General features: G+C 64.2%; 29 protein-coding genes. 14 read left to right on the forward strand and 15 right to left on the reverse strand.

What is annotated here, in order from left to right; translation table 11 throughout:
• Positions 1-46: 46 nt before the first annotated feature.
• The 7 genes from rpiB to IVB29_RS16145 form a co-directional block, all read right to left on the reverse strand.
• A complete protein-coding gene (gene rpiB / locus IVB29_RS16115) occupies positions 47-493 on the reverse strand; it encodes a ribose 5-phosphate isomerase B (protein ID WP_247504361.1) in 447 nt (148 codons plus the stop codon).
• Positions 494-559: 66 nt separating this feature from the next.
• Entirely contained in the window at positions 560-1354 is a 795-nt protein-coding gene (locus IVB29_RS16120; RefSeq protein ID WP_247504362.1) for a transporter substrate-binding domain-containing protein, read from the reverse strand.
• A gap of 20 nt (positions 1355-1374) precedes the next feature.
• Entirely contained in the window at positions 1375-2130 is a 756-nt protein-coding gene (locus IVB29_RS16125) for an amino acid ABC transporter ATP-binding protein (RefSeq protein ID WP_247504463.1), read from the reverse strand.
• A 1-nt stretch (position 2131) separates the two neighbouring features.
• Positions 2132-2800, reverse strand: coding sequence for an amino acid ABC transporter permease (locus IVB29_RS16130; RefSeq protein ID WP_247504363.1), 669 nt, complete (start codon positions 2798-2800; stop codon positions 2132-2134).
• Between the two features lie 7 nt (positions 2801-2807).
• Positions 2808-3491 carry an amino acid ABC transporter permease gene (locus IVB29_RS16135; protein ID WP_247504364.1) on the reverse strand — a complete coding sequence of 228 codons (684 nt, stop codon included), beginning with the start codon at positions 3489-3491 and terminating at the stop codon, positions 2808-2810.
• 10 nt (positions 3492-3501) lie between these two features.
• Positions 3502-4491 carry an NAD(P)-dependent oxidoreductase gene (locus tag IVB29_RS16140; RefSeq protein ID WP_247504464.1) on the reverse strand — a complete coding sequence of 330 codons (990 nt, stop codon included), beginning with the start codon at positions 4489-4491 and terminating at the stop codon, positions 3502-3504.
• On the reverse strand, positions 4437-5177 hold the full coding sequence (locus IVB29_RS16145) for a FadR/GntR family transcriptional regulator (protein WP_247504365.1): 741 nt from the start codon (positions 5175-5177) through the stop codon (positions 4437-4439). The genes IVB29_RS16140 and IVB29_RS16145 overlap by 55 nt, the downstream gene beginning before the upstream one ends.
• Positions 5178-5357: 180 nt before the next feature.
• On the opposite strand from IVB29_RS16145, the gene IVB29_RS16150 reads away from it, so the two are divergent.
• The 3 genes from IVB29_RS16150 (at position 5358) to IVB29_RS16160 (ending at position 7033) form a co-directional block, all read left to right on the forward strand.
• Positions 5358-5675 (forward strand): hypothetical protein, encoded by a 318-nt coding sequence (locus IVB29_RS16150; RefSeq protein ID WP_247504366.1) that lies wholly within the window; start codon positions 5358-5360, stop codon positions 5673-5675.
• Positions 5676-5752: 77 nt separating this feature from the next.
• Complete coding sequence (locus IVB29_RS16155; protein WP_247504367.1) at positions 5753-6121, forward strand: GFA family protein; 369 nt, start codon at positions 5753-5755, stop codon at positions 6119-6121.
• A gap of 99 nt (positions 6122-6220) precedes the next feature.
• Positions 6221-7033, forward strand: coding sequence for a hypothetical protein (locus IVB29_RS16160; protein WP_247504368.1), 813 nt, complete (start codon positions 6221-6223; stop codon positions 7031-7033).
• A gap of 125 nt (positions 7034-7158) precedes the next feature.
• Here the strand turns inward: IVB29_RS16160 and IVB29_RS16165 are convergent, their stop codons facing one another.
• Complete coding sequence (locus IVB29_RS16165) at positions 7159-7929, reverse strand: exodeoxyribonuclease III (RefSeq protein ID WP_247504369.1); 771 nt, start codon at positions 7927-7929, stop codon at positions 7159-7161.
• A 41-nt stretch (positions 7930-7970) separates the two neighbouring features.
• On the opposite strand from IVB29_RS16165, the gene IVB29_RS16170 reads away from it, so the two are divergent.
• Entirely contained in the window at positions 7971-8192 is a 222-nt protein-coding gene (locus tag IVB29_RS16170; RefSeq protein ID WP_247504370.1) for a cysteine rich repeat-containing protein, read from the forward strand.
• 12 nt (positions 8193-8204) lie between these two features.
• Here IVB29_RS16170 and alr read toward each other — a convergent pair whose 3' ends face one another.
• Together alr and IVB29_RS16180 are read right to left on the reverse strand one after the other, a co-directional pair.
• Positions 8205-9482: an alanine racemase gene (alr, locus tag IVB29_RS16175; RefSeq protein WP_247504371.1), complete on the reverse strand. Its 1278-nt coding sequence runs from the start codon at positions 9480-9482 to the stop codon at positions 8205-8207.
• 46 nt (positions 9483-9528) lie between these two features.
• Positions 9529-11037, reverse strand: coding sequence for a replicative DNA helicase (locus tag IVB29_RS16180; protein WP_247504372.1), 1509 nt, complete (start codon positions 11035-11037; stop codon positions 9529-9531).
• Between the two features lie 546 nt (positions 11038-11583).
• Between IVB29_RS16180 and IVB29_RS16185 the strand changes: the two genes are divergently transcribed.
• Positions 11584-11790, forward strand: a complete 207-nt coding sequence (locus IVB29_RS16185) for a transcriptional regulator (RefSeq protein WP_247504373.1) — start codon at positions 11584-11586, stop codon at positions 11788-11790.
• A 3-nt stretch (positions 11791-11793) separates the two neighbouring features.
• On the opposite strand, the gene IVB29_RS16190 is transcribed toward IVB29_RS16185, so the two are convergent.
• Positions 11794-13044 carry a cyclopropane-fatty-acyl-phospholipid synthase family protein gene (locus tag IVB29_RS16190; RefSeq protein ID WP_247504374.1) on the reverse strand — a complete coding sequence of 417 codons (1251 nt, stop codon included), beginning with the start codon at positions 13042-13044 and terminating at the stop codon, positions 11794-11796.
• A gap of 280 nt (positions 13045-13324) precedes the next feature.
• Here IVB29_RS16190 and IVB29_RS16195 point away from each other — a divergent pair, with 280 nt between their 5' ends.
• The 3 genes from IVB29_RS16195 (at position 13325) to IVB29_RS16205 (ending at position 15498) form a co-directional block, all read left to right on the forward strand.
• Entirely contained in the window at positions 13325-14317 is a 993-nt protein-coding gene (locus IVB29_RS16195; RefSeq protein WP_247504375.1) for a hypothetical protein, read from the forward strand.
• A gap of 108 nt (positions 14318-14425) precedes the next feature.
• Positions 14426-15022 (forward strand): TetR/AcrR family transcriptional regulator, encoded by a 597-nt coding sequence (locus IVB29_RS16200; RefSeq protein ID WP_247504376.1) that lies wholly within the window; start codon positions 14426-14428, stop codon positions 15020-15022.
• A gap of 8 nt (positions 15023-15030) precedes the next feature.
• Positions 15031-15498, forward strand: a complete 468-nt coding sequence (locus tag IVB29_RS16205; protein ID WP_247504377.1) for a PaaI family thioesterase — start codon at positions 15031-15033, stop codon at positions 15496-15498.
• Positions 15499-15534: 36 nt separating this feature from the next.
• Here IVB29_RS16205 and rplI read toward each other — a convergent pair whose 3' ends face one another.
• The 4 genes from rplI to rpsF form a co-directional block, all read right to left on the reverse strand.
• Positions 15535-16140, reverse strand: a complete 606-nt coding sequence (rplI, locus tag IVB29_RS16210) for a 50S ribosomal protein L9 (RefSeq protein ID WP_247504378.1) — start codon at positions 16138-16140, stop codon at positions 15535-15537.
• Positions 16141-16190: 50 nt separating this feature from the next.
• On the reverse strand, positions 16191-17168 hold the full coding sequence (locus IVB29_RS16215; protein WP_247504379.1) for a hypothetical protein: 978 nt from the start codon (positions 17166-17168) through the stop codon (positions 16191-16193).
• Positions 17169-17378: 210 nt separating this feature from the next.
• Positions 17379-17618: a 30S ribosomal protein S18 gene (gene rpsR, locus IVB29_RS16220; protein WP_007592020.1), complete on the reverse strand. Its 240-nt coding sequence runs from the start codon at positions 17616-17618 to the stop codon at positions 17379-17381.
• Between the two features lie 5 nt (positions 17619-17623).
• Complete coding sequence (rpsF, locus tag IVB29_RS16225) at positions 17624-18139, reverse strand: 30S ribosomal protein S6 (protein ID WP_247504380.1); 516 nt, start codon at positions 18137-18139, stop codon at positions 17624-17626.
• Between the two features lie 362 nt (positions 18140-18501).
• Here rpsF and IVB29_RS16230 point away from each other — a divergent pair, with 362 nt between their 5' ends.
• From IVB29_RS16230 to fabF, 6 genes are all read left to right on the forward strand, one after another.
• Positions 18502-19206 carry a TetR/AcrR family transcriptional regulator C-terminal domain-containing protein gene (locus tag IVB29_RS16230; RefSeq protein WP_247504381.1) on the forward strand — a complete coding sequence of 235 codons (705 nt, stop codon included), beginning with the start codon at positions 18502-18504 and terminating at the stop codon, positions 19204-19206.
• A 3-nt stretch (positions 19207-19209) separates the two neighbouring features.
• Positions 19210-20235: a fatty acid desaturase family protein gene (locus IVB29_RS16235; protein ID WP_247504382.1), complete on the forward strand. Its 1026-nt coding sequence runs from the start codon at positions 19210-19212 to the stop codon at positions 20233-20235.
• A 164-nt stretch (positions 20236-20399) separates the two neighbouring features.
• Positions 20400-21359, forward strand: coding sequence for an ACP S-malonyltransferase (gene fabD, locus IVB29_RS16240; protein ID WP_247504383.1), 960 nt, complete (start codon positions 20400-20402; stop codon positions 21357-21359).
• A gap of 14 nt (positions 21360-21373) precedes the next feature.
• The gene (fabG, locus tag IVB29_RS16245; protein ID WP_092025771.1) at positions 21374-22111 is read left to right on the forward strand and encodes a 3-oxoacyl-[acyl-carrier-protein] reductase; all 738 of its coding nucleotides are present in this window, start codon (positions 21374-21376) and stop codon (positions 22109-22111) included.
• Between the two features lie 313 nt (positions 22112-22424).
• Positions 22425-22664, forward strand: coding sequence for an acyl carrier protein (locus tag IVB29_RS16250; protein ID WP_006020277.1), 240 nt, complete (start codon positions 22425-22427; stop codon positions 22662-22664).
• Positions 22665-22772: 108 nt separating this feature from the next.
• A complete protein-coding gene (gene fabF / locus IVB29_RS16255; protein ID WP_247504384.1) occupies positions 22773-24038 on the forward strand; it encodes a beta-ketoacyl-ACP synthase II in 1266 nt (421 codons plus the stop codon).
• The last annotated feature ends 16 nt before the right edge of the window (positions 24039-24054 follow it).

Raw genomic sequence — 24054 nt, forward strand, 5'->3', positions numbered from 1 at the left:
TGGAATTATCGGCGCTCGCGGATCGGAAGATGAGCAGCCGCGTCCCTCAGCCTTGCTCATCCATGACGCGCAGCTTTTCCACGCGGCGGCGGAAATCCTCGTCGGTGGAGAATTCGGCCGAGAGATAGGACGAGACGAGATCCACGGCGAGCCAGGCGCCGACAATCTGTGCGCCAATGCACATGACGTTGACGTCGTCGTGCTCGACGCTCTGATGAGCGGAGTGGATGTCGTGGCAGACCGCGGCGCGGATACCCTTCATCTTGTTGGCGGCGATCGAGGCGCCGACGCCGGTGCCGCAGACCATGATGCCGCGCGCGGCTTCGCCCGACGTCACCTTCTGCGCCACCGCGCGCGCGATATCAGGGAAATCCACCGGCTTGTCGTCATGGGAGCCGACATCGAGGACGTCGTGGCCGAGGCTGCGGATGTGGTCGATAATTGTCTGCTTGAGCGGCCAGCCGGCGTGGTCGGATCCGATGACGAGACGCATGTGATGCCCTTCTTGATTTTGCCAAAACCGTGACAGTCGCGTGCGACTGTCACGGCGTTCTTCCGTTCAGCTGCGCATGTCCGGCGGCAGCTCGACGCCGTGGAATTTCTTGTAGATCGCGTTGAGCTTGCCGTTCTTGACGTTCTCGGTGATCCAGGCGTTGAGCTTGTCCATCAGGCGCTGCTCACCCTTCTTCAGCCCGATGGCAAGGTCGAAGGTCGCCAGCGGAATCCGGGACTCGAAGACACGCGCCGGGTTCTTCACGCCGATCTGGTTGATGATCGTCGCGGACGAGGCGACGCAGTCGACCTGGCCGGAGACGGCCGCGGTCACCATGGTGGCGTCGTCATCGTAACGCGAGATCTTGAGGTCCTTGTCCTTCATGTTGGACAGAGTGGTGTCCTGCGTGGTGCCGCGCGAGACGCCGATCGCCTTGTCCTTCAGGTCGGGCCAGTCCTTGACGGTCGACGATTTCAGGCAGCCGACGTCGGATTGCAGCGTCGCATAGCGCTTGGTGAAGTCGATCACCTTGGCGCGGTCGGGCGTCACCGACAGGGTCGAGATGATGATGTCGGCCTTGCCGGTCAGCACATTGGGAATGCGGGTCGCGCCGGTGGTCTGGATGAATTCGAGCTCGATGCCCCAGTCCTTGGCGAGCAGTTGGGCCACCTCGACGTCGGAGCCGGTCGGCTTCATGCTCGAATCCATCATGCCCGAGGGTGGAATGGCGACGTCCGTCGAAATGCGAATCTTCTTGGCTTGCATGATGTCGTCGAGCAAGTCGGCAGAAGCTGGCGTGGCAGCCATCATGACGAGGCCGAATAGCGCGGCGGCCGTCCCCAGCAGTGTCTTGTTTGTCATCCCTGGTTCTCCTCTTCCTGTTATGATTTTAAGTTTCCGGTGCCGACGAACTGCGTCAGCTCCGGCGTCGTTGGCGACGTCAGGATCGAGGCGGGTCCGGTCTCGTGGACCTTGCCGCGATGCATGAAGACGATGCGGTCGGCGATGCCCTTGGCAAAACCCATCTCGTGGGTGACCATCACCATGGTCATGCCGTCCGCCGCGAGTTGCTCGATCACCTTCAGCACCTCGGCGGTGAGCTCGGGATCGAGCGCCGACGTGACCTCGTCGAACAGCATGACCTTCGGCTGCATCGCCAGCGAGCGGGCGATGGCCGCGCGCTGCTGCTGGCCGCCCGAGAGCTGCTCGGGATAGGCGTGCAACTTTTCTTCCAGCCCGACCTGCGCCAGCACTTTTCGCGCGAGGTCCTTCGCCTGCGAAGCGGCCAGACCTTTCACCGCGCAGGGCGCGAGCGTGATGTTCTGCTCGATCGTGAGATGCGGAAACAGATTGTAGCTCTGGAACACGATGCCGACGTCCTGGCGCAGCGCGCGCAGATCGACATCAGGACGGTCGACGCGGTGTCCGCAGACGACGATCTCGCCGCCGTCCACCTTCTCGAAACGGTCGATGCAGCGCAGCGCCGTGCTCTTGCCGGAGCCGGAGCGGCCAATGAGTGCCAGCACTTCGCCGCGCTCGACGGCAAAGGAGACGCCATCGAGCACAAGCAGCGGGCCAAAGCTCTTCTGGACGTCGCGGAGCGATACGATTGGTGCGGAGGATGGGTTTTGCTGCATGTCAGGCTGGCGCGAGGTTGGATCTGCCACGCCCCATCCGCCGTTCCAGCTTCTGGCTGAACAGCGAGAGGGGATAGCACATGGCGAAATAGGCGGCGGCGATGATGGCGTAGATGACGAACGGCTCGAACAGCGAGTTGTTGACGATCTGGCCCGAGCGCATCAGCTCGACGAAGCCGACGACGGAGGCGAGCGAGGTGTTCTTGATGATCTGCACCATGAAGCCGACGGTCGGCGGCGTCGCGATGCGGACCGCCTGCGGCAGGATCACCTTTATCATGCGCTGGGTCCGGCTCAGCGCGAGGCCCTCGGCGGCTTCCCATTGCGGCTTCGGCACCGACTGGATGCAGCCGCGCCAGATCTCGCCGAGATAGGCGGCGACGTAGAGCGTGAGTGAGGCGCCGGCGGCCGTGAGCGAGGAGACCTTGAGGCCGATCGCAGCGAGGCCGAAATAGCCGAGGAACAGAATGACGAGCAGCGGCGTGCCCTGGATGAGCTGAACGTAGACGCCGCTGGCGATCCGCACAGATTTGAGCGGCGAGATGCGCGCGAGCGCGATCACGAAGCCGACGATGCCGCCGCCGATCAGCGCGATCACGGATAGACCAATGGTCCACAGCGCGCCCTGGCCGAGGAACATGAGATGGTTGATGTTGAGATGTCCGCCCATGGTCATCTCACAGCGGAGTGCCGAGCCGGCGACGGCGCGGGAACAGCACGAGGCCGAGGCCCCAGAAGCCCGCGCGCATCACCAGCGATAGGATGATGTAGAGCACGGCGACGATGATGTAGGTCTCGAATGCGCGGTAAGTATCCGACTGGATGTAGTTGGCGACCGCGGTGAGCTCTTCCGCCGAGATCTGCGAGCAGACCGAGGAGGCCAGCATCAGCAACACGAACTGGCTGGTCAGTGCCGGATAAACCCTCTCGATCGCCGGTAGCAGGATGATGTGCCAGTAGATCTGGAGACGCGATAGCGCCAGCCCCTCGGCCGCCTCGATCTGTCCGCGTGGGATCGCCTCAAAGCCGGCGCGCATGATCTCGGCGGTATAGGCGCCGACATTGATCGTCAGCGCGGCCACCGCCACGGTGAAGGCCGAGAGTTTCAGCCCCAGGCTCGCGAGCCCGAAATAGACCAGGAATATCTGCACCAGCAATGGCGTGTTGCGGATGGCCTCGACATAGACTTTGCAGGCCCCTGCGATCAGCGGGCTTCGCGAGCCGCGGCCGACGGCTGCGAGCGTGCCGAACAGGGCACCGAACACGGTCGCGAAAGCCGCCAACTCCAACGTCAGCACGGCGCCACCGAGAAAACTCGGCCAACGCTCCAGCACTGCGGGAAAGTCGAGTTGGAGGCTCATCGCCGTTGGTTCAGCCGGTGGTTTGGTTGGTCATGCGGTCATAGACGCGGAACAGCGCCTGATTGCCGTTGTTGCCTTCGCCATGCGCACGTGCGTCGACATACTGGCTGGTGACGAGCGCTGTGCCGGGCAGGGGCACGCTCAGCGCCTGTGCATGCTCCTGCACGAGGCGGAGATCCTTGAGCTGCAGATCGATCCGAAAGCCGGCGGAGGCGTCGCCCGCGATCATCGCGGGGCCGAGCTTGTCGAGCATCCAGGACGCGGCGGAGCCACCGAGCAACACTTTGCGCAGCAGATTGAGATCGAGGCCAGAAGCACGTCCGAGCGCGAGGGCCTCGCAGATCGCCTGGATGTTGATGCCGCAGATCAGCTGATTGCAGAGTTTGACGGTCTGGCCTGCGCCGGCCGCCCCGACATGCGTGATGGTCGTGCCCATCGCGCGGAAGAACGGCTCGGCCTGCGCAAAAGCTGCCTCATCGCCGCCGGCCATGATCGAGAGCGCGGCGTTCTTGGCGCCCAGCGGCCCACCAGAGACCGGTGCATCAATGAAGCTGACGCCGGTTTTTTGCAGATCGGCATGGATGCGGCGGACGGCGACTGGCGAGATCGTGCTCATGTCCACGATCAGCTTGCCGGATGGCGGCGACTTCAGCAGGCCTTGCTCGCCGTAAATCGTTGCCTCGACATGGGGCGTGTCGGGCAGCATGGTGATGACTATGTCGGCGTCTTGCGCGGCATGGGCAGGACTTTTGGCGCGAACCGCGCCTTCCCTCACGATGTCGGCGACAGCGGCCTCGTTGAGATCGAAGGCGCGCACCGCGTGCCCAGCCTTCAGGAGGTTGCGCACCATCTCCAGGCCCATCGTGCCGATGCCGATGAAGCCGACATTGCCCTTGTCGTTCCGTCCCATGTTATTCGCTCGTTTCTTGTTTCGTCTGTCTGCTGTCAGCGCGAGGCGCTGGTCTTGTCCAAGTCGCCGACGACGGCGCGCCGCCGGAATTCGTCGCCAATGGCAAAGTGCTTCCGCAGCGTCGCATCCGCCCGTTCCGGATCGCGTGCGATGACCGCTTCGAAGATGCGGCGGTGGTCGTCGATCAGGTACGTCTTCATCGACGGGAAGGCCTGCACCAGCTCACGGCGGCTGCGATGCGAATGCGTCAGCAGGCCCGCCATCGAACCATGCAGCACCGTCAGCGTCTCCGAGTGCGATGCCGTCACGATCGAGCGATGGAATTCGAAGTCGGCCATGCCGCCGGCGTCCGCCTCGTCGATCGTCTCGCCGATCTTGGCGAGCGTGCGCTGGAGGCGTTCGAAATCGGCGATGTTGGCGCGCTCGCAGGCAAGCCGGATCGCCTGGCATTCGATCGCGACGCGCGCCTGCATGACGTCGTCGAGCATGTCGGCCTGCTGGGCGAGCGCGAAGGTGAAGAAGTCGTTCAGGACCGAGACGTCCGGTCGGGTCACGACAGTGCCGATGCGATCGCGGATCTCGACGATGCCGAGCACGGTGAGGGCGCGCAGCGCCTCTCGGACGATCGGCCTGCTGACGCCGAGGAGGGTCGCCAGCTCGCGCTCGGAAATCAGGCGGTCGCCGGGCTTGAGCGAGCCCGCAAGCAGGCGCTCACGCAAGAAGGCGAACACCTTCTCGAACCCTTTTTCGCCTTCAGCGGCTCGCTTGAGCTCCATCCCGGTCTCTTGTTGGTCTGATCTTGGTCAGACCAGTATGATAACCAGAGCAGGCGCGTCAAGGGCCTTGGTTAATGGCCGATATCGCAGGCGCGCCCAATCCGACCGGTTCCCCGGCCTGATCCTTCAAATTTGAAGCGTATTGATCGGAGCGTTCACGCAAAGAATTTGAGGCCCGCCGTGCCCGATCATCATTCCTTCTCCGCCCTTGACCGCCACGCGGTGCTCAGCGGATCCGACAATGGCTTTCCCTGGTTTGCCGGCGCGATGCTCGCGGTTGAAGCGAGCGAGGTGGTGCGGCTGCGCTGCGAGAAGCTCAGCCATGGCGATGAGGCCGCCGGGCTGGAGGCCGTGCTGATGGTGAGCGAGAAGATCGCTGCCGCCTTCGAGGCAACCGCGAGCCTGCTCGCCGGCGCAACGCCTGCCGCCGTCGTCCAGCGCTATCGCGAGCATGTCGCCGCGAACGCCAAGCGGCTGTCCGCGAACGAAGCTCCCTGACGGAGCTTTCGCTGCTGACAGCATGTTGGCAGCAGGGGCGGGCTACGACCATCTCCTGACAAAACGGGGAGCGGGTCATGCCGATCGAGGCAAGCTGTCATTGCGGTGAGACGGTATTCGAGGTGACGGAGGCGCCCTCGGCCGTGACGCGCTGCACCTGTTCGCTTTGTGCCAAGCGCGGCGCGTTGTGGGCCTACTACACGCCGGCGCAGTTTCGCCTGCTGTCGCCCGCCGACAACGTCGCGACCTATCTCTGGGGCAGCCGCACCGTCAAACACCATTTTTGCGCGAGCTGTGGCTGCGGCACCTATTCGGAGTCGCCGGACTGGTCGACCGGCGAACCGGATTTCGACAATCCCAGGGTTGGCGTCAATGCGCGCTTGTTTGACGATTTCGATCTCGAGGCCGTGCCGGTGAACATGATCGACGGCAAGAATTTGTGGTGAGCACTTTGGGCGCACGCATAGCTGCTGCACGTTCGTGCTCTTGAGGCCGTTTTGAAAAGCTGATTTGTTCCGGCCCCAGAAAAAGGGGAGGAAGCCACGATGCGTCTTTTTGCGCGAGTGATGCTCGCAATGTGTCTGGCCGTTGCAGCCGGCTTCAACGCCCAGGCGCAGACCAAGCCGAAGGTCACAACACTCGGACCAGACTTCCCCAAGGCGGCGCTGTTCGTCGGCAACAGCTTCTTCTACTACAACAACGGTATGCCGGGGCATCTCTCCTTCATGGAGCGGGCCGCGGATGCCGACAACAAGGCGGCCTATCGCAACACCATGGCCACGATCGGCGGCTCCGGCCTCGACTGGCACGACATGGACAATCTGCTGCGCCCGGGTGGCCTCGGCGCTTATTCCTTCGACGACCAGAACGTCGTGGTCTTCAACAAGCCGGGCAGGCAGTTCGATGCCGTCGTGATGATGGATTGCAGCCAGTGTCCGATCCATCCGCAGTTGAAGGACGCGTTCACGACCTTCGCCAGGAAGGACAGCGAGATCGTCCGCGCTCATGGCATGCGGCCGGTGCTGTTCATGTCCTGGGCCTATGCGGACAAGCCGGAGATGACGGAGAGGCTCGCCGAAGCCTACACGCTCGCAGGCAATGCCAACGACGCGCTCGTCATTCCGGCAGGTCTCGCCTTCGCGCGCGTGCGCAAGCTGCAGCCCGAGCTAAATCTCTATGCGCCGGACAAACGGCACCCGAGCCCCGCCGGCACGTATCTGGCGACGTGCGTGACGCTCGCCGCGCTGACCGGGCGTTCGCCGGTCGGCAATTCCTACACGATGGGGCTGGATCCCGAGACGACGCAGCTTCTGCAAAAGGCGGCGTGGGATACGGTGCAGGACTATTACGGACGCTAGTTTCGTAGGGTGGATTAGCGAAGCGTAATCCACCATTGTTCGTACCGCAGAGACGGAAATGGTGGATTACGCCGAGCGACTGCGCTTCGCGCAGCGCGGGGCCAATCCACCCTACGGCACCTCGCTTATTTCAGCACCACCCACGCCGGCGCATGGTCGCTCGCGCCATCCTCGCCGCGGACCTTCTTGTCGACGCCGGCCTTTGCCAGGCGTGAGACGAGAGCAGGGCTGAGCAGCAGATGATCGAGCCGTAGGCCCGCATCGCGCGGCCAGCGGTTTCGCTTGTAGTCCCAGAACGTGTAAATGCGTTTCTCGGGATGCAGCTCGCGGATCGCATCGCACCAGCCTTGTTCGACCAGCGAAGCAAACGCCGCGCGGCTCTTCGGCTGGATCAAGGCATCCTTGTCCCATGAACGCGTCGGATAGATGTCGATCGTATCAGGCGCAACGTTGTAGTCGCCGGCCAGCACCACGGGCAAATCCTGCTTGATGAAAGTCTTGGCGTGGCGCTTGAGCCGCGCGAACCAGTCGAGCTTGTAATCAAACTTCGGACCCGGCTGCGGATTGCCGTTCGGCAGGTAGATGCTGGTGACGATGACACCGCGCACGGCGGCTTCGATGTAGCGGGCTTCGAGATCGCTAGGTTTTCCCGGCAACCGGTCGCGGGTGAGAACGGGTTCAGTGTTGCGGGCGAGGATGGCGACGCCGTTCCAGGTCTTTTGTCCGCGCCATACCGCGCCGTAGCCGGCCTTTTCGATCGCGGCCACCGGAAATTCGTTATCACTTGCCTTCAATTCCTGAAGCGCGACGACATCGGGTTTCGCCGCTTTCATCCATGCCAACAGATTGGGCAGGCGCCGGTTGATGTTGTTGATGTTGAATGTCGCAATCTTCATGTAGAGCTACCGGCCTCTCACCTTCCGCCACCGGAGATACAATGTCCAAGTTGAACTTTGCTGCTTTCGTCGTCGTTGTCGCGATCTCCGGAGCGGCTTCGGCACAATCGTCCGATCCGCGCGGTGCTTGCAAGGCCGACTATGACAAATTCTGCACGGGCATCGCGCCCGGTGGCGGCAAGATCATCGCCTGCCTCGACGCCAAGCGCGATCAGCTCAGCGCGTCCTGCAAGACCGCGCTCGACAGCCGGAAGAAGAAGTAAGCGGCGGACGACCTAGCTCGGCAGTGGCGGCGGGCTCGTCGGCTGCTCGATCGGAGGCGGTGCGGGCGGCTGCTCGGCCGTTTGCGCGGGCTCCGGCTTCGCCAGCGGCTCCACCACATTGCCGCCCTTGTAGATGCGGGCGTAGCGGTGGCCGAGGCTGGTCAGCACCTCATAGCCGATGGTGCCAAAATGATGCGCGAGCTCGTCGACGGTGATGCCCTCGCCGAGCAGCGTCACCATGTGGCCGCGGCGCGCTGCGTTCGGCGGCAGATCGGTGATGTCGATTGCGATCAGGTCCATCGAGACGCGGCCCGCGACCGGGCAGCGCTTGCCGGCGACAATCACTTCTGCCCCGCGGGTGCCGTCATTGGAACTGGCGGCGCGGAAATAGCCGTCGGCGTAACCGACCGCGATGATCGCGAGTTTCGTCGGCCGCCGCGCGGTCCAGGTGCCGCCATAACCGACGCTCTCACCGCGCTCGACACTGCGAACCTGCACGATGCGCGCTTTGAGGTCGACCACCGGCTGCATCGGATTGTCGGCCTCCGGCGTCGGGTTGACGCCGTAGAGCGCGGCGCCCGGCCGCACCAGGTCGAACACGAAGGGCGCGCCGAGGAAAATTCCCGAGGAGTTGGCGAGCGCCGCCGGCACGCCTGAGAATTCGCTGGCGATGCCGCGGAAGGACGCGAGCTGTTTTGCGTTGATCTGACTGTTGAGCTGCTCGGCCGAGACCAGATGGCTCATCACCAGCGTGATGCCGTGATCGCCGGCATTGATGCGGGGGATGATGGCCTGCGCTTCCGACAACGTCAGCCCGAGCCGGTTCATGCCGGTGTCGATATGGATCGCAGCGCCCCCGCTCCAGCCGGTGCGGCGGCAGAACACGTCCCATTCGGCGAGCTCGTTGAGATCGCCGATCACCGGCCGGCAGTTGATGGCGGCGTAGTGTTCGCCGGTGTTCTGGAAATAGCCGCCGAGCACGTAGATCGCGGCATCCGGCACGGCACCGCGCACAGTGCGGGCTTCCTCGATGGTCGCGACAAAGAAGGTCTTGCAGCCGGCCTTGTTCAGGGCCCGCGCGACCTGCGCGGCGCCGCAGCCATAGGCGTCGGCCTTGATCACCGCCGAGCACTCCGCCGGCACTGCCGTCTTTTCCAGCTTGCGCCAGTTGGCGATGATGGCGTCGAGATCGACGGTAAGCACGCCGCCGAAGGCAGCGAGCGCGGCAGCCTGATTGGCCTCCGCGGAGAGGAGGCCGGATTGCGGGATCGTGTTCGGTTTGGACGCCATTGTCATGGCGCCGTTTTACGCAAGAGGCAGCTCTGGTTCAAGGAACTCAGTAGTCGTTGCTGCTGCGAGCCGGCATCTGAGCGTCAGGCGCGAGGTCGCTGAACCGCGTGACCGAGGCTTCGAACGCCAAATCGACCGTGCCTGTCGGGCCGTGGCGCTGCTTGCCGATGATGACTTCGGCCTTGCCGAACGCAAGGTCCATGTCCAGGCGCCATTTCTCGTGTTCGGGCGTGCCCGGGCGTGGTTCCTTCATCGCGAGGTAATATTCCTCGCGGTAAACGAACAGCACGACGTCGGCGTCCTGCTCGATCGAGCCGGATTCGCGCAAGTCTGAGAGCTGCGGCCGCTTGTCTTCGCGGGATTCGACCTGGCGCGAGAGCTGGGACAGCGCGATGACGGGGACGTTGAGCTCTTTCGCCAGCGCTTTCAGGCTCGTCGTGATCTCCGTGATTTCCTGCACGCGATTTTCGCTCCGCTTGCCGGAGCCGGACAGCAGCTGGATGTAGTCGATCACGAGCAGATCGAGGCCCTTCTGTCGCTTCAGCCGGCGCGCGCGCGCCATCAGCTGGGCGATCGACAGGCCGCCGGTCGCGTCGACATAGAAAGGCAGCGACTGCAGCTCGATCGAGACCTCCCGGATCTTGTCGAAATCGGCTTCCGTGATGCCGCCGCGGCGGATGTGAGAGGAGGAAATGCCGGTGCGCTCGGCCACGATACGCGTGGCGAGCTGGTCGGCCGACATTTCGCAGGAGAAGAAGCCGATCACGCCGCCATTGGCGGCCTTCATGGTGCCGTCGGCCTGGAGCTCGGCGACATAGGCCTTGGCGACGTTGTAGGCGATGTTGGTCGCCAGCGACGTCTTGCCCATGCCGGGACGTCCCGCCACGATGATGAGGTCGGAGTGTTGCAGGCCGCCCATCTTGTTGTCGAGGTCGCGCATGCCCGTGGAGATGCCGGACAGCTTTCCGTCGCGCTGGAACGCCTTTGCAGCGAGATCGACCGCGACCGCCAATGCCTGCGAGAATTTTTGGAAGCCGCCGTCATAACGGCCGGACTCGGCGAGTTCGTAGAGACGCCGCTCGGCATCCTCGATCTGGGCCCGTGGCGCAAAGTCGACCGGCGCGTCATAGGCGACATTGACCATGTCTTCGCCGATGCCGATGAGATCGCGGCGCAGCGCCAGATCATAGACGGTGCGGCCGTAGTCCTGGGCGTTGATGATGGTGGTCGCCTCGGCCGCGAGGCGCGCCAGATATTGCCCGATGGTCATGCCGCCGACGTCGGTGTCGGCTGGCAGGAACGTCTTCAGCGTCACGGGCGTGGCGATCTTGCCCATCCGGATCAGGCTGCCGGCGGTCTCGTAGATGGTCTGGTGCAGCGGCTCGAAATAATGCTTCGGCTCCAGGAAGTCGGAGACACGATAGAAGGCGTCGTTGTTGACCAGGATCGCGCCCAGAAGGCTCTGTTCCGCCTCGATATTGTGCGGTGCGCTCCGGTAAGCGGGAGTTCCGGGTTCGGGCGCGAGTTTGAGGACGTTCGAATCAGTCAGGGCCATGGTCGGGCGATAGCAATTTTCTGGGGCGGATGCGGGGCCGGGATAAAGCGCCGCCTCGGTCCAAAGCGGAAGCGAAAGCTGACCGCTATCAACCGCTCAGTTAAAATGGTGGATGAATAGCAGCCGCAGCACGTGCCGCGCTTGACGGATTTTTGCGGAACTCGCCCGGCCCAGAAGTGGCCGCGACCGCGCCGCGGAAAAATCTTGAAACCATGAACCTAATGAATTGGCGCGAAGACGTATCGAAGAGCGCGCGAAATGGCATGCGCCGGGAGCTTTCGGCTCGCCTTCAGACCAGCAGGAGGTAGACCAGCGCAACCAGAGCCGCTCCGACGCCGGTGGCGATCAGAGCGTAGTCGGTGCGGAGGTCGTCCTGCACGTCGAACGAGGTTTGGGTCTCTTTGCTCATGGCGACGGTCTAAGCCAGGGCCGACCGGACTTATGTGAAGCAGATCACATCTCCCCGGATTCTTTCGGGGGTAGAACCGGAACAGGCAGGCGGGCAGGGGATTGTCCCAGACCCGCCAACAGGGAACGAGGCTAGCGATGCGGCCAGAACGGCAGCAGCAGAATTGGCGAAGCGAGGCAGGCAGCCGGGCTTGGCTGTCCGGGCTGATCGTTGCCATGCAGCACGCCGAGCGGCCCGAAATCCGCCGCGAGCCGGTCGCACCGGAGATTCTCGCGGAACTGCGGGCGCATCTGGCGTTAACGACCGCTTACCGGTCGTCCCCGATCTCGACCCTGCGCCATTAGGACCTATTCACCAGCCAATTTGAGCCGGGGCTCGGCGCCGCCTTCGAGGGCCCGCAGCCGGGCTTCCTCACGCCCGATGTAGTCGCGGGTGATCGGTATCACGCCCTGACGCCTGGTGAGCTGGATCTGGAAGTTCATCATGGCCTGCTTGCGGAAGGACATCTCGCAGGCCGCGAGGTAGAACTCCCACATCAGCGCGAAGCGCTCGTCGTAGAGCTGCACCGCTTCCTCGCGCCGTGCCATGAAGCGTTCCCGCCAGGCCTTCAGCGTCCCGGCATAGTGCAGGCGCAGGATTTCGATGTCGCAGACCAGCAAACCCGCGCGTTCGATCGCGGGCATCACCTCCGACAGCGCGGGGATGTAGCCGCCGGGGAAGATGTACTTTGCGATCCAGGGATTGGTGGAATCCGGCCCCTGCGAACGGCCGATCGAGTGCAGCAGCATGACGCCGTCCTCGCTCAGCAATTCCGCGCAGCGCCGGAAGAAGGTGTCGTAGAACGGCTCGCCGACATGCTCGAACATGCCGACCGAGACGATGCGGTCGAATGGTCCGTCGATGTCGCGATAGTCCTCGAGCAGGAATTTCGCCGATCCCGTCAGGCACTTTTCCGCGGCGCGCGCATTGGCGACCTGCAACTGCTCGGTGGACAGTGTGATGCCGGTGACGTCGGCGCCGGCGATCTCGGCGAGATAGACACCGAGCCCGCCCCAGCCTGAGCCGATGTCGAGCACGCGCTGGCCGCGCTTGACGTGGAGCTTGGCGGCGATGTGCCGCTTCTTGGCGAGCTGCGCGTCGTCGAGCGTGGCCTCCGGCGTCTCGAAATAGGCGCAGCTATATTGCTTGTCCGCGTCGAGAAAGAGCGAATAGAGCCGGGCGTCGAGATCGTAGTGGTGCGCGACGTTGCTGCGGGAGCGGGAGCGCGGATTGAACTGCTTCAGGTGCCGCGTCAGATAGCGCAGGTGCCACCACGGTTTTGCCCACTGCGGCAATAGGTCGGGTTGATCGAGCAGGATCGCGAGGGCATCAGCTATGGTGCCGCGCTCGACGACGAACTCGCCGTCCATATAGGCCTCGCCAAGTCCGAGTTCGGGGTTGATGAGGACCTTTCGCTCTGCGTCCGCGGTAACGAAGCGGACTAGGATCGGATCGCCTGAGCCGTCGCCGACCGTGAACTTCGAACCCGTCGCCGTGGTCACCGTCATCGACCCGCGGCGGATGAATTGAGACAGGAATTTACGCAGCAAACTGCCCATAAGCACCTTCCTCTCGAGCAAATCCGAAAAGACGCGACTAGCCCGGCTTTCACATCTGACGCCCAGGCACCGGAGCGGTTCCTATGCGCTTGCATGTAAATCTGGGGCGGCTGTTTCAGCCCTGCTATTGCACTGTGTTCAAAGCGGATATTCCAAAAACGCGTAATCACATCCTTGCGCGCGGAGCCCGCTTCCATTCGCAGCTCAATCGGCTAAAAGGTGACCCGCCGCCGCGCCCGCCGCCGGCAGCATCCTTCGGAATTCAATGGAGATGATGGGAATGTCGAGCCGAGCGCTCAGCCTCGCGACGGTATTGGTTCTGATCGGCTTCGGCGCGACCGATAGCGTTCTTGCGCAGGCGACGAACCTCGAGGCCGGCAAAAGCCCGTCCCAGATTTTCACGCAGACCTGCAATGCGTGCCACAAGAGCCCGCGCGGTCTGTTGAAGACCGTGGCGCCGGGCTCGCTGCCGGGCTTCCTGCGCCAGCACTACACGACGAGCTCGGACATGGCGGGCATCCTCGCCTCCTACCTTGTCTCCAATGGTGCCACCGACACCCGCTACCAAGCCAAGGACGGTAAGGACGGCAAGGAAAAGAAGGACGGCGCCAAGGAGAAAGAAGCGAACACAGCGCTTGGCCAGTCGCCCGAGCATCAGGGGCGCCGCCAGCGTTCGCAGGAACCCGCCAAGCCGGAAGCCGAGGGCGCGGCGCCGCCTGAAGGCCGCCAGAAGCGCGCGGCGCGGCCGAGCGAGGAGGGCGCAAAGCCGGAGGGTCAGGCAGCGCCAGAAGGACGCAAGGGCAAGCGTCGCGGCAAGCCCGGAACCGAGGAAGCACCGAAGGTCGACGCCGCCGCACCGGCAACCGAAGAGAAGAAGAGCGAGCCGAAGGCCGAGTCCAAGCCCGAGACTACCAAGCCCGAGACTGCCAAGCCAGAGACCGCCAAGGTCGAGCCAGAGGCCAAGCCTGACAGCAGCAAGCCGTCCGAGAAGCCCGCTGAAGCCAAACCTGAGAGCGCCAAGCCTGAGAGCGCCAAGGTTGAACCGCGCGGGAGCGAGGCTCCGGCGTTGCGGCCCGATCCGGTGCCGCAGGTGACGCCGGCTCCGCCGGCTGTCGCGCCCAAGCCGGTGGAAGAAGCGGCTCCCAAGCCGGCTGCGCCTGCCGCGAGTTCCGAACCGGCGGCCAAACCGCAGGAGCCGACCCCGCCCGCGACCGCCGCGGCCCCGCCGCCAGCAGAGTCCTCCGGACCGCCCGCGCCGCCGATCTCGCGGTAACGCCCCACGTTTTCCGATCGACTTGCTGAGGCCGCGTTCATCGCGGCCTCAGCGTCGTCTTGACCACAATTAGAGTATTGCTCTAGAGTAATACTCTAGGGGGCGCCGATGACGGCGAGTGTGCGTGACGATTTGTTGGCGGCCGGGCTTGCCGTGTTCGACCGCGTCGGCTTCGAGGCTGCGACGGTAGCGGCGATCCGTACCCGCGCGCGCGCCTCCAACGGCAGCTTCTTTCATGTGTTCGGATCGAAGAAGGAGCTCGCGGGCGCGCTGTTCCTGGAGGTTCTCAGGCACTATCACGCCGCGGTGCTGGCCGCGCTCGATCCTGTCCCCGATGCCGGGCAGGGCATCGATCGCCTGATCCGGGCGCATCTCGGCTGGGTCGTCACCAGCCGGCGTGAGGCGCGCTATCTGTTCGAGATCTCGCGCAGCGAATGGGGCGAGGACGTCCGCGACGCCCAGCGTGCGCAGAATGCGCGCCTCGCCGAAGGCATCGAGTGCTGGCGCGCGCCGCTGGTTGCACGCGGCGAACTGCTGCCGATGACGCCGGTGATGTTCGTCAGCCAGCTGATCGGCCCGGCTCAGATCTTCTGCCGCGCGTTTCTGTCTGGACGCGACCGCACCGATCCGCGCAGTGAGGCCGATACGCTGATTGCCTGCGCCATTCGCGCGCTGATGCCGCCCGATCGCATCAGGAAACAATGAGAGGCCGCATGCGTAATGAAGCAGATCCCGAATTCGCAGCCGTAGCCGAGCGCATTCACGCCAATGTCGGCCGGCAAGGCTTTATGAACCTGGTCGGTGCCGAGCTGTCCGAATTGTCACGGGGCACCTGCACGATTGCGGTCGAGCGTCGGCCGGAGCTGTTGCAGCAGCACGGTTTCTTCCACGGCGGCGTTACCGCCTTTCTGGTCGACAACGCCACGACGATCGCGGCCGCCACGTCGCGCGGCCAGGCGGCGCTGACGGCCGAATACAAGCTCAATCTGCTCTCGCCCGCGGTCGGCGAGAAGCTGATCTGCCGGGCCAGGGTGATCAAGCCGGGCCGTCAGGTCTCGGTGGTTGCGGCCGACGTGTTCTGCGTCAGCGACGGTGTCGAGAAGCACACGGCAACGGCGCTCGCCTCGATCGCGGTGCTGAGCGAGGACGTCGCCGCCCAAACGAAAAGCCCGGCCGCCTGAGGCGACCGGGCTTCGCAGCCTGCGTGAATGCGCGGCTTACTTCTCGGTCTCTTCCGCAGCCGGTGCCGGCTCGGCGTCGTCGTGCTCGGCTTCCGGATCGAAGAACTCGCCGGCGGCGGCGATCGCCTCGGCGGCCGCATCGCGGTCCTCGTTGCGGGTCGAGATGTCCTCGCCGCGGTTGATGCGCTCGGCCTCGTCCTGGCTGCGCGCAACCGTAACGCTGATCTCGACCTCGACCTCGGGGTGGATAGCGACGGTGATGGGGTGCCTGCCGATGGTCTTGATCGGCGCGTCGAGCTGGACCTGCGGACGGGACAGCGAAACGCCGTCGGCTTCGAACGCCACCACGACGTCACGCACGTTGACCGAGCCGAACAGCTGGCCGGCTTCCGAAGCCTGACGGATCACGATGATGTTCTTGCCCTGGATCTTCTCGGCGACCTTGGACGCCTCGCCCTTGGACTCGAGGTTGCGAGCCTCGAGGTCCGCCTTCATGCCGTCGTACTTGGAGCGGTTGTCGGCGGTGGCGCGCAGCGCCTTGCCGCGCTTGAGCAGGAAATTGCGGGCATAGCCGTCGCGAACCTTCACGACTTCGCCCATTTGACCGAGCTTGTTGACGCGTTCCAGCAAAATGACTTCCATATTCGTTCTCCTTTTGAAGTGTTGAGTGAGTTGGACTTTCGGACTTGAACTTAAACGGTTGGCAGCGGCGGTGGCTGTCGCGTGCGCAGGAAGCGCTCGCGGAAACCGAACACGGCGTCCGCAAGGCCGAGGATCACCATCGCGATGACGGGCCATCCGAATACGACGACGACGGCGTAGGTCGAGCCGAGCCAGAAGGTGCGGCTCTTCAGTGCCAGCGTCAGCGTATGCAGCACGGCAAAGCCGGCGAGCGCGTAGCCCATCATCAGCGCCGCCGTGGCGATCTGCGCGACGATCGCGAGCAATCCGCCGGTAAAGCAGAAGGCAATGGCGATGCAGAGCGCCACCAGCGTCATCGGCGGCAGCTCCGCCGTCATCATGTCGGGCCAGGGACGGCGCAGCCGACCCGACGTCGCCGTCACCTTGGCGCTGAGCCAGAGATTGAGCGTCAGCGTCATCATCGCCACGACGGTGGCGGCGGCCGGTGCGACGCGCACCAGCACGTCGACGAACTGGTCGGCTTCGCCTGCGGCTTGCGGATCCGTGGCGCGAAGGAGCCGCATCAAGCCGCGCCGCAGCGTGCCGATGATGGTCTCGGCGTCGGTGCCGAGCGTGAGCAGGGCGGCGATCGTGGTCAGCGCAGCGAAGCCCGCGATCCACAGCAGGATGCGTCCGACCGGATACCATTCGAGCTCAGGCTCCGCTGCCGGCTCGGTGACGCCGTCCGGCGTGACGGGTCCAACCCGCCGGCTGAGCAGGACGAGATGGCCGAGCCACCAGGCCGGCAGCGCGACGGTGACGGCGAAAGCGATGCAATAGGGCAGGCCGAACAGGGCGCCGAGGCCGATCGCGGCGGCGATGCCGCCCACGCTCGCGCAAAGCGGTCCCCAGCCGATCGCGGCGACCATCAGCGGCAGCGGTGCGAGATAGAACAGGACGAGCGAGATCAGCGCGCCCGATACGATCGAGGCGAACATCAGGGCCGACGCAGCGCCGGCGATCAGGGCTATCAGTCCAAAGACCATCATCAGCTGTCCCGCTCCTTTCGAGCGGTTAGAGGCATTTCGCCCCAACCATCGGCGACCGGACGACCCGGAAGCCTTATGAAACTCGAGCATGATCCGGAAAAGTGTGCAGCGGTTCTCCGAAAAGATCATGCTCAAACGATAACCTAAAGCGCGATGACATCGCGCTTTAGAGTGCGGCCGGCGGCGATGACGCCGCCGGCCGAATTCGTCTTAGCGAATGACGTAGGGCAGCAGACCCAGGAACCGCGCGCGCTTGATGGCGCGGGCGAGCTCACGCTGCTTCTTCGCGGACACCGCGGTGATGCGGCTCGGTACGATCTTGCCGCGCTCGGAGACGTAACGCATCAGCAGCTTGGAGTCCTTGTAGTCGATCTTCGGAGCATTCGCGCCCGTGAACGGGCAGCTCTTGCGACGACGGAAAAACGGGCGGCGTGCACCAGCTTCAGCCATTGTTCTTACTCCCCATCCGTCGTGGTGGTGGTGGTTTCAGCGTCTTCGCGCGGACGGCGCGGGCCGCGGTCACCGCGGAAGCCGCCACCGTCGCGATCGCCGCCACGGAAGCCACCGCCCTCGCGGTCGCCACGGAAGCCACCGCCTTCGCGATCGCCACGGAAGCCGCCGCCACGGTCGTCACGCTCGCGGTCACGGTCGGCCTTGCGCATCATCGCGGACGGGCCTTCCTCGAGCTCTTCGACGCGGACGCTGATATAGCGGATCACGTCTTCGCTGATGCGCTCCTGGCGCTCGATCTCGGCGATCGCCGCGGACGGCGCGTCGATGTTGAGCAGCACGAAGTGCGCCTTGCGGTTCTTGTTCATGCGGTAGGTGAGGGAGCGAACGCCCCAGTTCTCGGTCTTGGTGACCTTGCCGCCGAGACCTTCGACGATGCCGGTCATCTGCGCAGTCAGCTCTTCGACCTGCTGCGTGCTCGCGTCTTGGCGCGCGAGAAAAACATGCTCATAGAGAGCCATGGAAGTCCTTTCCTCTTGTTAGCGCATCGCCCGGCGTCAAGCCCTTAAGAGGCCTTCGGAAAGGACTCTGGGATTAAGCTCAGAAGGCGGAAACACGGGACGACGGGCCGACTGGCCCTGCCACATCAAAATCACGAATGATTTGTTGAGACCGTCCGTTCAGCTCCCGGCCGGGGTCTGCGGATGCGCGCCTTATACGGATTTTGGCCGGCTTTGCAAGGTTGGAGGCCGTATTTTCGGCCCGGAGGGGGCCGATGCAGGCCGCCGGGACCGGTCCTCCCATACCATATCTTGCTTGATTGATATCTTGCTTGATTTATTTGTTTGTATGTCATACAAATAAATCAAATGGGAGGACCTCCATGCCGGAAAAGTCGGTCCATGAGCCGCTAGAGACGGCAGGCGACCCCAAGCACGCCGCGCGCGCGACGCGATCGGCGGGGCGCAAAATGCGCTCTCTGCTGCTGGATGCGGCGAGCCCGCTGTTCCGGGAGCGGGGACTGGCAGGCACGGCAATCGCCGACATCGCGACCGCCGCGGACGCATTCCCGAGCCAGATCACCTATTATTTCCGTACCAAGGAGGCGCTGTTCGTCGAATGCGCCTGCCGCGACCTCCTGTACCTCGCGCGTGCGACCGAGCAGGCGGCTCTGAAGGCGCGTACCCCCGGGGATTACACCCACGCGCTGGCCGAGACGGTGACGGCGAGTGATTCGGTCGCTTTCTTCGCCGAGGCGTTGACGCTGACCCGGCGTCGGCAGGATCTCGCGCCGCTGGTCGAACGCACCATCGAACGTCTCCACAGCGAGGGCGCGCGGGCCTATGCGAGCCAGGTCGCACGGCATGGCTGGCGCTCGTTGCGCGCACCCGACGAAAGCTCGCGGCGGTTCTGGGCTGTCGCCATCGGAATCATCCTCGAAGGCTACGCCATGGGCCGTTCGCCCGATGCGTTGTGCGCCGAGATGCTGCGCGTGCTCGGAGAGCAGGCCAAATCAACCGGCGACACTGCGCGCCTGCGCCTCGTCGACGATCGCGAGACATCGACCAGTTCTGACGAGGAGAGTTAGGCCATGACCGCGCTTCGCATGCGTGCCCGCGATTTCCTGACCGACGATCAATTGGCAGACGTGCGCCAGCGCGTGACGTGGAAAGGCATTGCGCTGATCGCCCACGCTTGGGCTCTCATTATCGGCGCGATCGCGTTGGTCGCGTGGTGGCCCAATCCGATCACCTATGTTCTCGCCGTCGCCATTATCGGCTCACGCCAGCTGGGCCTGGCGATCCTGATGCATGACGGCGCCCATGGCTGCCTGTCCGCCGACGAAAAGACTAATCTGACGCTGAGCCAATGGTTCTGCGCCTATCCGCTCTTTGCGGAGACGCGCAGCTATCGGCGCTATCACCTCCAGCATCATGCGCGCACCCAACAGGAGGACGATCCCGACCTCGTGCTGTCGGCGCCGTTTCCGATCACCAGGCTGAGCTATCGCCGCAAGTTCATTCGCGACATCACCGGGCAGACCGGCTACCAGCAGCGCAAGGCGCAATTGCTCAACGCGCTCGGGCCGAAGGACCGGCCGTGGCGCCAGCGCGTCGCGCATTTCTGGGAGAAGCTCGGCCCGCAATGCCTCGTCAATGCCGCGATGTTCGCAGGCCTCGCGGCGGCCGGCGTGTGGTGGGCCTATCCGCTGCTATGGCTGGTGCCGCTCGTGACCTGGATGATGGTGATCACCCGCATCCGCAACATCGCCGAGCACGCCGTCGTGCCCGATAGCAGCGATCCCTTGCGCAACACCCGCACCACGCATGCCAATTTTCTCGAGCGTCTGTTCATCGCGCCGTACTACGTGAACTATCACCTCGAGCATCATCTGCTGTTCTACGTGCCCTGCTACAACCTGCCGAAGGTGCATCGCTTGCTCAGCGAGAGCCGGCACGCGGAACGCATGGAGGTGCAGCCGGGGTATGGCGCCGTGCTGCGGCTCGCGACGGCGAAGCCGGACCATGACGACCGGCCGGGCCAACTCGTGAACAGCGCGCGCCGCGCCCAGGCAGGGGCCGCGGTGGATACCAACCAGACCAATGGTGGATTTTAGGAGGCCGCATCCCCAGGTGAATGCTGACCGAAGTTCCTTGACATTCCGGCCTTGGACAGTGTCTACGGCCCCCTTTGGAGCATGATCCGGAACCATGGCCTAAGGCCGTGCGTAATCGGCTGCCGGTTCTCGCAGGGATCACGCCCGACAAGCAGGGAGCGCCGATGACGGCAGCATTCACATTTCCGGGGCAGGGGTCTCAAGCGGTCGGCATGGGCAAGGCCCTGGCCGACGCCTTCCTGGTGGCGCGCGCCGTGTTCGACGAGGTCGATGCCGCGCTTGGGGAGAAACTGACGGCGACCATCTGGGATGGCCCGGCCGAAACCCTCCAGCTTACCGAGAATGCCCAGCCGGCCCTTATGGCGGTATCCGTCGCAACCCTGCGCGTGCTGGAGGCTGAAGCCGGTTTTTCCGTGGGGCGGGATGCGGCTTTCGTCGCGGGCCACTCGCTCGGTGAATATTCGGCGCTGGCTGCCGCCGGCAGCCTGACGGTGTCCGATACCGCGCGGTTGCTTCGCACCCGCGGTCTCGCAATGCAGAAGGCCGTCCCGGTGGGTGCCGGCGCGATGGCCGCGCTGCTTGGCCTCGACTACGAGGCGGCCATGGCGGTCGCCCATGAGGCGGCGCAGGGCCAGGTCTGCCAGGCTGCCAACGACAATGGCGGTGGCCAGGTGGTCGTCTCCGGCGACAAGGCTGCGGTCGATCGCGCCGTCGAGATCGCCAAGACCAAGGGCGCCAAGCGTGCAATGCTGCTGCCGGTCTCCGCGCCGTTCCATTGCAAGCTGATGCAGCCCGCGGCCGAAGCCATGGCCGAGGCGCTGGCGAAGGTCACGATCAAGGCGCCGGCGGCGCCGCTGGTGTCGAACGTGCTGGCAAGCGCCATCACCGATCCCGACGAGATTCGCCGCCGTCTGGTCGAGCAGGTCACCGGCACCGTGCGCTGGCGCGAGTCGGTTACCTATATGGCAGGGCAGGGCGTCACCCGTTTTTTCGAGATCGGCGCGGGTAAGGTGTTGAGCGGACTCGTCAAGCGTATCGCCGACGGTGCCGTCGGTGTCGCCGTGGGCGGTCCCAACGACATTGCCGCCGCCAAGGATGCACTGGCCGCTGCGAAGCAGGCCTAGAGGAGTTGTTACCGATGTTCGATCTGACTGGCAAAAAGGCGCTCGTGACAGGCGCGACCGGCGGTATCGGCGGTGCGATCGCGCAGGCGCTGCACGCGCAGGGCGCCACCGTTTCGATTTCTGGAACGCGCAAGGAAGTGCTGGATGAGCTTGCCGGCAAGCTCGGCGAGCGCACGCACGTGTTGCCCTGCAATCTCTCCAAGGCCGATGAGGTCGAGGCGCTGGTGCCTGCCGCGGAAGCGGCGATGGGCCAAGTCGACATCCTCGTCGCCAATGCCGGCATCACGCGCGACAATCTCTTCGTGCAGCTCCGCGACGAGGATTGGGAGGAGGTCATCAACATCAATCTGACCTCGACCTTCCGCCTGGCGCGCGCCGCCACCAAATTGATGATGCGCAAGCGCTTCGGCCGCATCATTGCCATCACCTCGGTCGTGGGTGTCACCGGCAATCCCGGGCAGGGCAATTACACCGCGTCGAAGGCGGGCCTGATCGGCATGATCAAGACGCTGGGTGCCGAATACGCCAAGCGCGGCGTCACCGCGAACTGCATCGCGCCGGGCTTCATCAAGACGCCGATGACGGATGCGCTCAACGACAAGCAGCGCGAGACGATTCTGACCAAGGTTCCGGCCAACCGCCTGGGGACGCCAGAGGACATCGCCGCGGCCGCCGTCTACCTCAGTTCGAACGAAGCAGCCTACGTCACGGGGCAAACCATCCATGTCAATGGCGGCATGGCCATGATCTGAAGCCCTCGTTCCGCACTGCCCACAAGGGTGGTGCGGGATGCGGCAAACGGCCGTTTCCGGAGCGAAATGAGGCTTGTAGTCAAGGCAGTTGAAGTATGATAACCGGACCTTCAACGGATAGGCAAAGAACGCCATTGCAGGTTTTTGAAACCCTGTATATTGGCGATGCGGTGGCTTGGCCGTCGTTCGCCGGGCCCTGCATCGGTTTGGATGGGGTCAAATCAAAGTTCGTAAGCGAAGGCAGTAACACGACCACGACGGCTCGTATCGTCCCGGGGGGTCGGGTCTACAGGGAACAACACGAGGTTATGCAATGAGTGAGATTGGCGAGCGGGTTAAGAAGATCGTGGTCGAACACCTTGGTGTTGAACCCGAGAAGGTTGTCGACGCGGCGAGCTTCATCGACGACCTCGGCGCCGACAGTCTGGACACCGTCGAGCTGGTGATGGCGTTCGAAGAAGAATTCGGTTGCGAGATTCCGGACGACGCGGCGGAGACGATTCTCACCGTCGGCGACGCCACGAAGTTTCTCGAGAAGAACGCGAAGAGCTAAGGCTCTTCATTTTCGCGGGGACAACATTGAAACCGGACGGGCCGCTTCCCAGCGGTCAGCCGGTTTCTTGTTATTTGCCGTGAATCTTTCGATGCGGAGTTTTCGGATATGAGGCGGGTTGTCGTCACGGGTCTCGGCATGGTGTCGCCGCTCAGCTGCGGCGTCGAGCCGACCTGGAAACGCATCCTCAACGGCGAAAGCGGTGCTCGCAAGATCGAGACCTTCGATGTCTCCGATCTTCAGACCAAATATGCCTGCACCGTCGTGCGCGGCGACGGCAGCAACGACACTTTCAATCCCGATATCTGGATGGAGCCGAAGGACCAGCGCAAGGTCGACGACTTCATCATCTTCGGCATGGCCGCGGCCGGCCAGGCGCTCGACGATGCCAACTGGCATCCCGAGACCGAGGAAGACAAATGCGCGACCGGCACCATGATCGGTTCCGGCATCGGCGGCCTCAACGGTATCGCTGAAACGGCAGTCCTATTGAAGGAACGCGGACCTCGCCGGGTGTCGCCGTTCTTCATCCCGGGACGCCTGATCAATCTTGCCTCCGGCTATGTCTCGATCAAGCACGGGCTGAAGGGACCGAACCATTCGGTGGTCACGGCCTGCTCGACCGGCGCGCATGCGGTCGGTGATGCCGCCCGCCTGATCGCGCTCGGCGATGCCGACGTCATGGTCGCCGGCGGTGCCGAGTCGCCGATCGGCCGTATCGGCATTGCCGGCTTCAACGCCGCGCGCGCGCTCTCGACCGGCTTCAACGAGACGCCCGAGAAGGCCTCGCGTCCCTACGACAAGGATCGCGACGGCTTCGTGATGGGCGAGGGCGCCGGCGTCCTGGTCCTGGAAGAGCTCGAGCATGCCCAGCGCCGCGGCGCCAGGATCTATGCCGAGGTGGTCGGCTACGGCCTCTCGGGTGATGCCTATCACATTACGTCGCCGTCGCCCGATGGCGATGGCGGCTTCCGCAGCATGGCGGCCGCGCTCAAGCGCGCCGGACTCACGGCATCCGATCTCGACTACATCAACGCGCACGGCACCTCGACACCGCTCGGCGACGAGATCGAGCTCGGCGCCGTCGAGCGTCTGCTCGGCAACGCCGCCTCCAAAGTTGCGATGTCCTCGACCAAATCGTCGACCGGTCATCTGCTGGGTGCGGCCGGTGCGATCGAGGCGATCTTCGCCATTCTCGCGATTCGCGATAATGTCGTGCCGCCGACGATCAACCTGGACAATCCGTCGGTCGAGACTGCGATTGATCTCGTGCCTCACAGCGGGAAGAAGCGCGAGGTCAATATCGCTTTGTCGAATTCTTTTGGTTTTGGCGGTACCAATGCGTCGGTGATCTTCCGGCGGCTGGTCCATTAATTTGTGGTTGCGACGA

The sequence above is a fragment of the Bradyrhizobium sp. 1 genome, from assembly GCF_023073315.1.
Lineage (GTDB): Bacteria > Pseudomonadota > Alphaproteobacteria > Rhizobiales > Xanthobacteraceae > Bradyrhizobium.

Bases quoted from the DNA above. Each gene is read 5' to 3' on its own strand.
- IVB29_RS16165 (WP_247504369.1), bottom strand. From the start codon at position 7,929: ATGAAGATTGCGACATTCAACATCAACAACATCAACCGGCGCCTGCCC.
- IVB29_RS16195 (WP_247504375.1), top strand. From the start codon at position 13,325: ATGTCGAGCCGAGCGCTCAGCCTCGCGACGGTATTGGTTCTGATCGGC.
- IVB29_RS16125 (WP_247504463.1), bottom strand. From the start codon at position 2,130: ATGCAGCAAAACCCATCCTCCGCACCAATCGTATCGCTCCGCGACGTC.
- rpiB (WP_247504361.1), bottom strand. From the start codon at position 493: ATGCGTCTCGTCATCGGATCCGACCACGCCGGCTGGCCGCTCAAGCAG.
- IVB29_RS16180 (WP_247504372.1), bottom strand. From the start codon at position 11,037: ATGGCCCTGACTGATTCGAACGTCCTCAAACTCGCGCCCGAACCCGGA.
- IVB29_RS16250 (WP_006020277.1), top strand. From the start codon at position 22,425: ATGAGTGAGATTGGCGAGCGGGTTAAGAAGATCGTGGTCGAACACCTT.
- IVB29_RS16215 (WP_247504379.1), bottom strand. From the start codon at position 17,168: ATGATGGTCTTTGGACTGATAGCCCTGATCGCCGGCGCTGCGTCGGCC.
- IVB29_RS16130 (WP_247504363.1), bottom strand. From the start codon at position 2,800: ATGGGCGGACATCTCAACATCAACCATCTCATGTTCCTCGGCCAGGGC.
- IVB29_RS16170 (WP_247504370.1), top strand. From the start codon at position 7,971: ATGTCCAAGTTGAACTTTGCTGCTTTCGTCGTCGTTGTCGCGATCTCC.
- IVB29_RS16205 (WP_247504377.1), top strand. From the start codon at position 15,031: ATGCGTAATGAAGCAGATCCCGAATTCGCAGCCGTAGCCGAGCGCATT.
- IVB29_RS16120 (WP_247504362.1), bottom strand. From the start codon at position 1,354: ATGACAAACAAGACACTGCTGGGGACGGCCGCCGCGCTATTCGGCCTC.
- IVB29_RS16145 (WP_247504365.1), bottom strand. From the start codon at position 5,177: ATGGAGCTCAAGCGAGCCGCTGAAGGCGAAAAAGGGTTCGAGAAGGTG.
- fabD (WP_247504383.1), top strand. From the start codon at position 20,400: ATGACGGCAGCATTCACATTTCCGGGGCAGGGGTCTCAAGCGGTCGGC.
- rpsR (WP_007592020.1), bottom strand. From the start codon at position 17,618: ATGGCTGAAGCTGGTGCACGCCGCCCGTTTTTCCGTCGTCGCAAGAGC.
- alr (WP_247504371.1), bottom strand. From the start codon at position 9,482: ATGGCGTCCAAACCGAACACGATCCCGCAATCCGGCCTCCTCTCCGCG.
- IVB29_RS16190 (WP_247504374.1), bottom strand. From the start codon at position 13,044: ATGGGCAGTTTGCTGCGTAAATTCCTGTCTCAATTCATCCGCCGCGGG.
- IVB29_RS16230 (WP_247504381.1), top strand. From the start codon at position 18,502: ATGCCGGAAAAGTCGGTCCATGAGCCGCTAGAGACGGCAGGCGACCCC.
- fabG (WP_092025771.1), top strand. From the start codon at position 21,374: ATGTTCGATCTGACTGGCAAAAAGGCGCTCGTGACAGGCGCGACCGGC.
- IVB29_RS16235 (WP_247504382.1), top strand. From the start codon at position 19,210: ATGACCGCGCTTCGCATGCGTGCCCGCGATTTCCTGACCGACGATCAA.
- IVB29_RS16200 (WP_247504376.1), top strand. From the start codon at position 14,426: ATGACGGCGAGTGTGCGTGACGATTTGTTGGCGGCCGGGCTTGCCGTG.
- IVB29_RS16135 (WP_247504364.1), bottom strand. From the start codon at position 3,491: ATGAGCCTCCAACTCGACTTTCCCGCAGTGCTGGAGCGTTGGCCGAGT.
- fabF (WP_247504384.1), top strand. From the start codon at position 22,773: ATGAGGCGGGTTGTCGTCACGGGTCTCGGCATGGTGTCGCCGCTCAGC.
- rplI (WP_247504378.1), bottom strand. From the start codon at position 16,140: ATGGAAGTCATTTTGCTGGAACGCGTCAACAAGCTCGGTCAAATGGGC.
- IVB29_RS16160 (WP_247504368.1), top strand. From the start codon at position 6,221: ATGCGTCTTTTTGCGCGAGTGATGCTCGCAATGTGTCTGGCCGTTGCA.
- rpsF (WP_247504380.1), bottom strand. From the start codon at position 18,139: ATGGCTCTCTATGAGCATGTTTTTCTCGCGCGCCAAGACGCGAGCACG.
- IVB29_RS16185 (WP_247504373.1), top strand. From the start codon at position 11,584: ATGCGGCCAGAACGGCAGCAGCAGAATTGGCGAAGCGAGGCAGGCAGC.
- IVB29_RS16155 (WP_247504367.1), top strand. From the start codon at position 5,753: ATGCCGATCGAGGCAAGCTGTCATTGCGGTGAGACGGTATTCGAGGTG.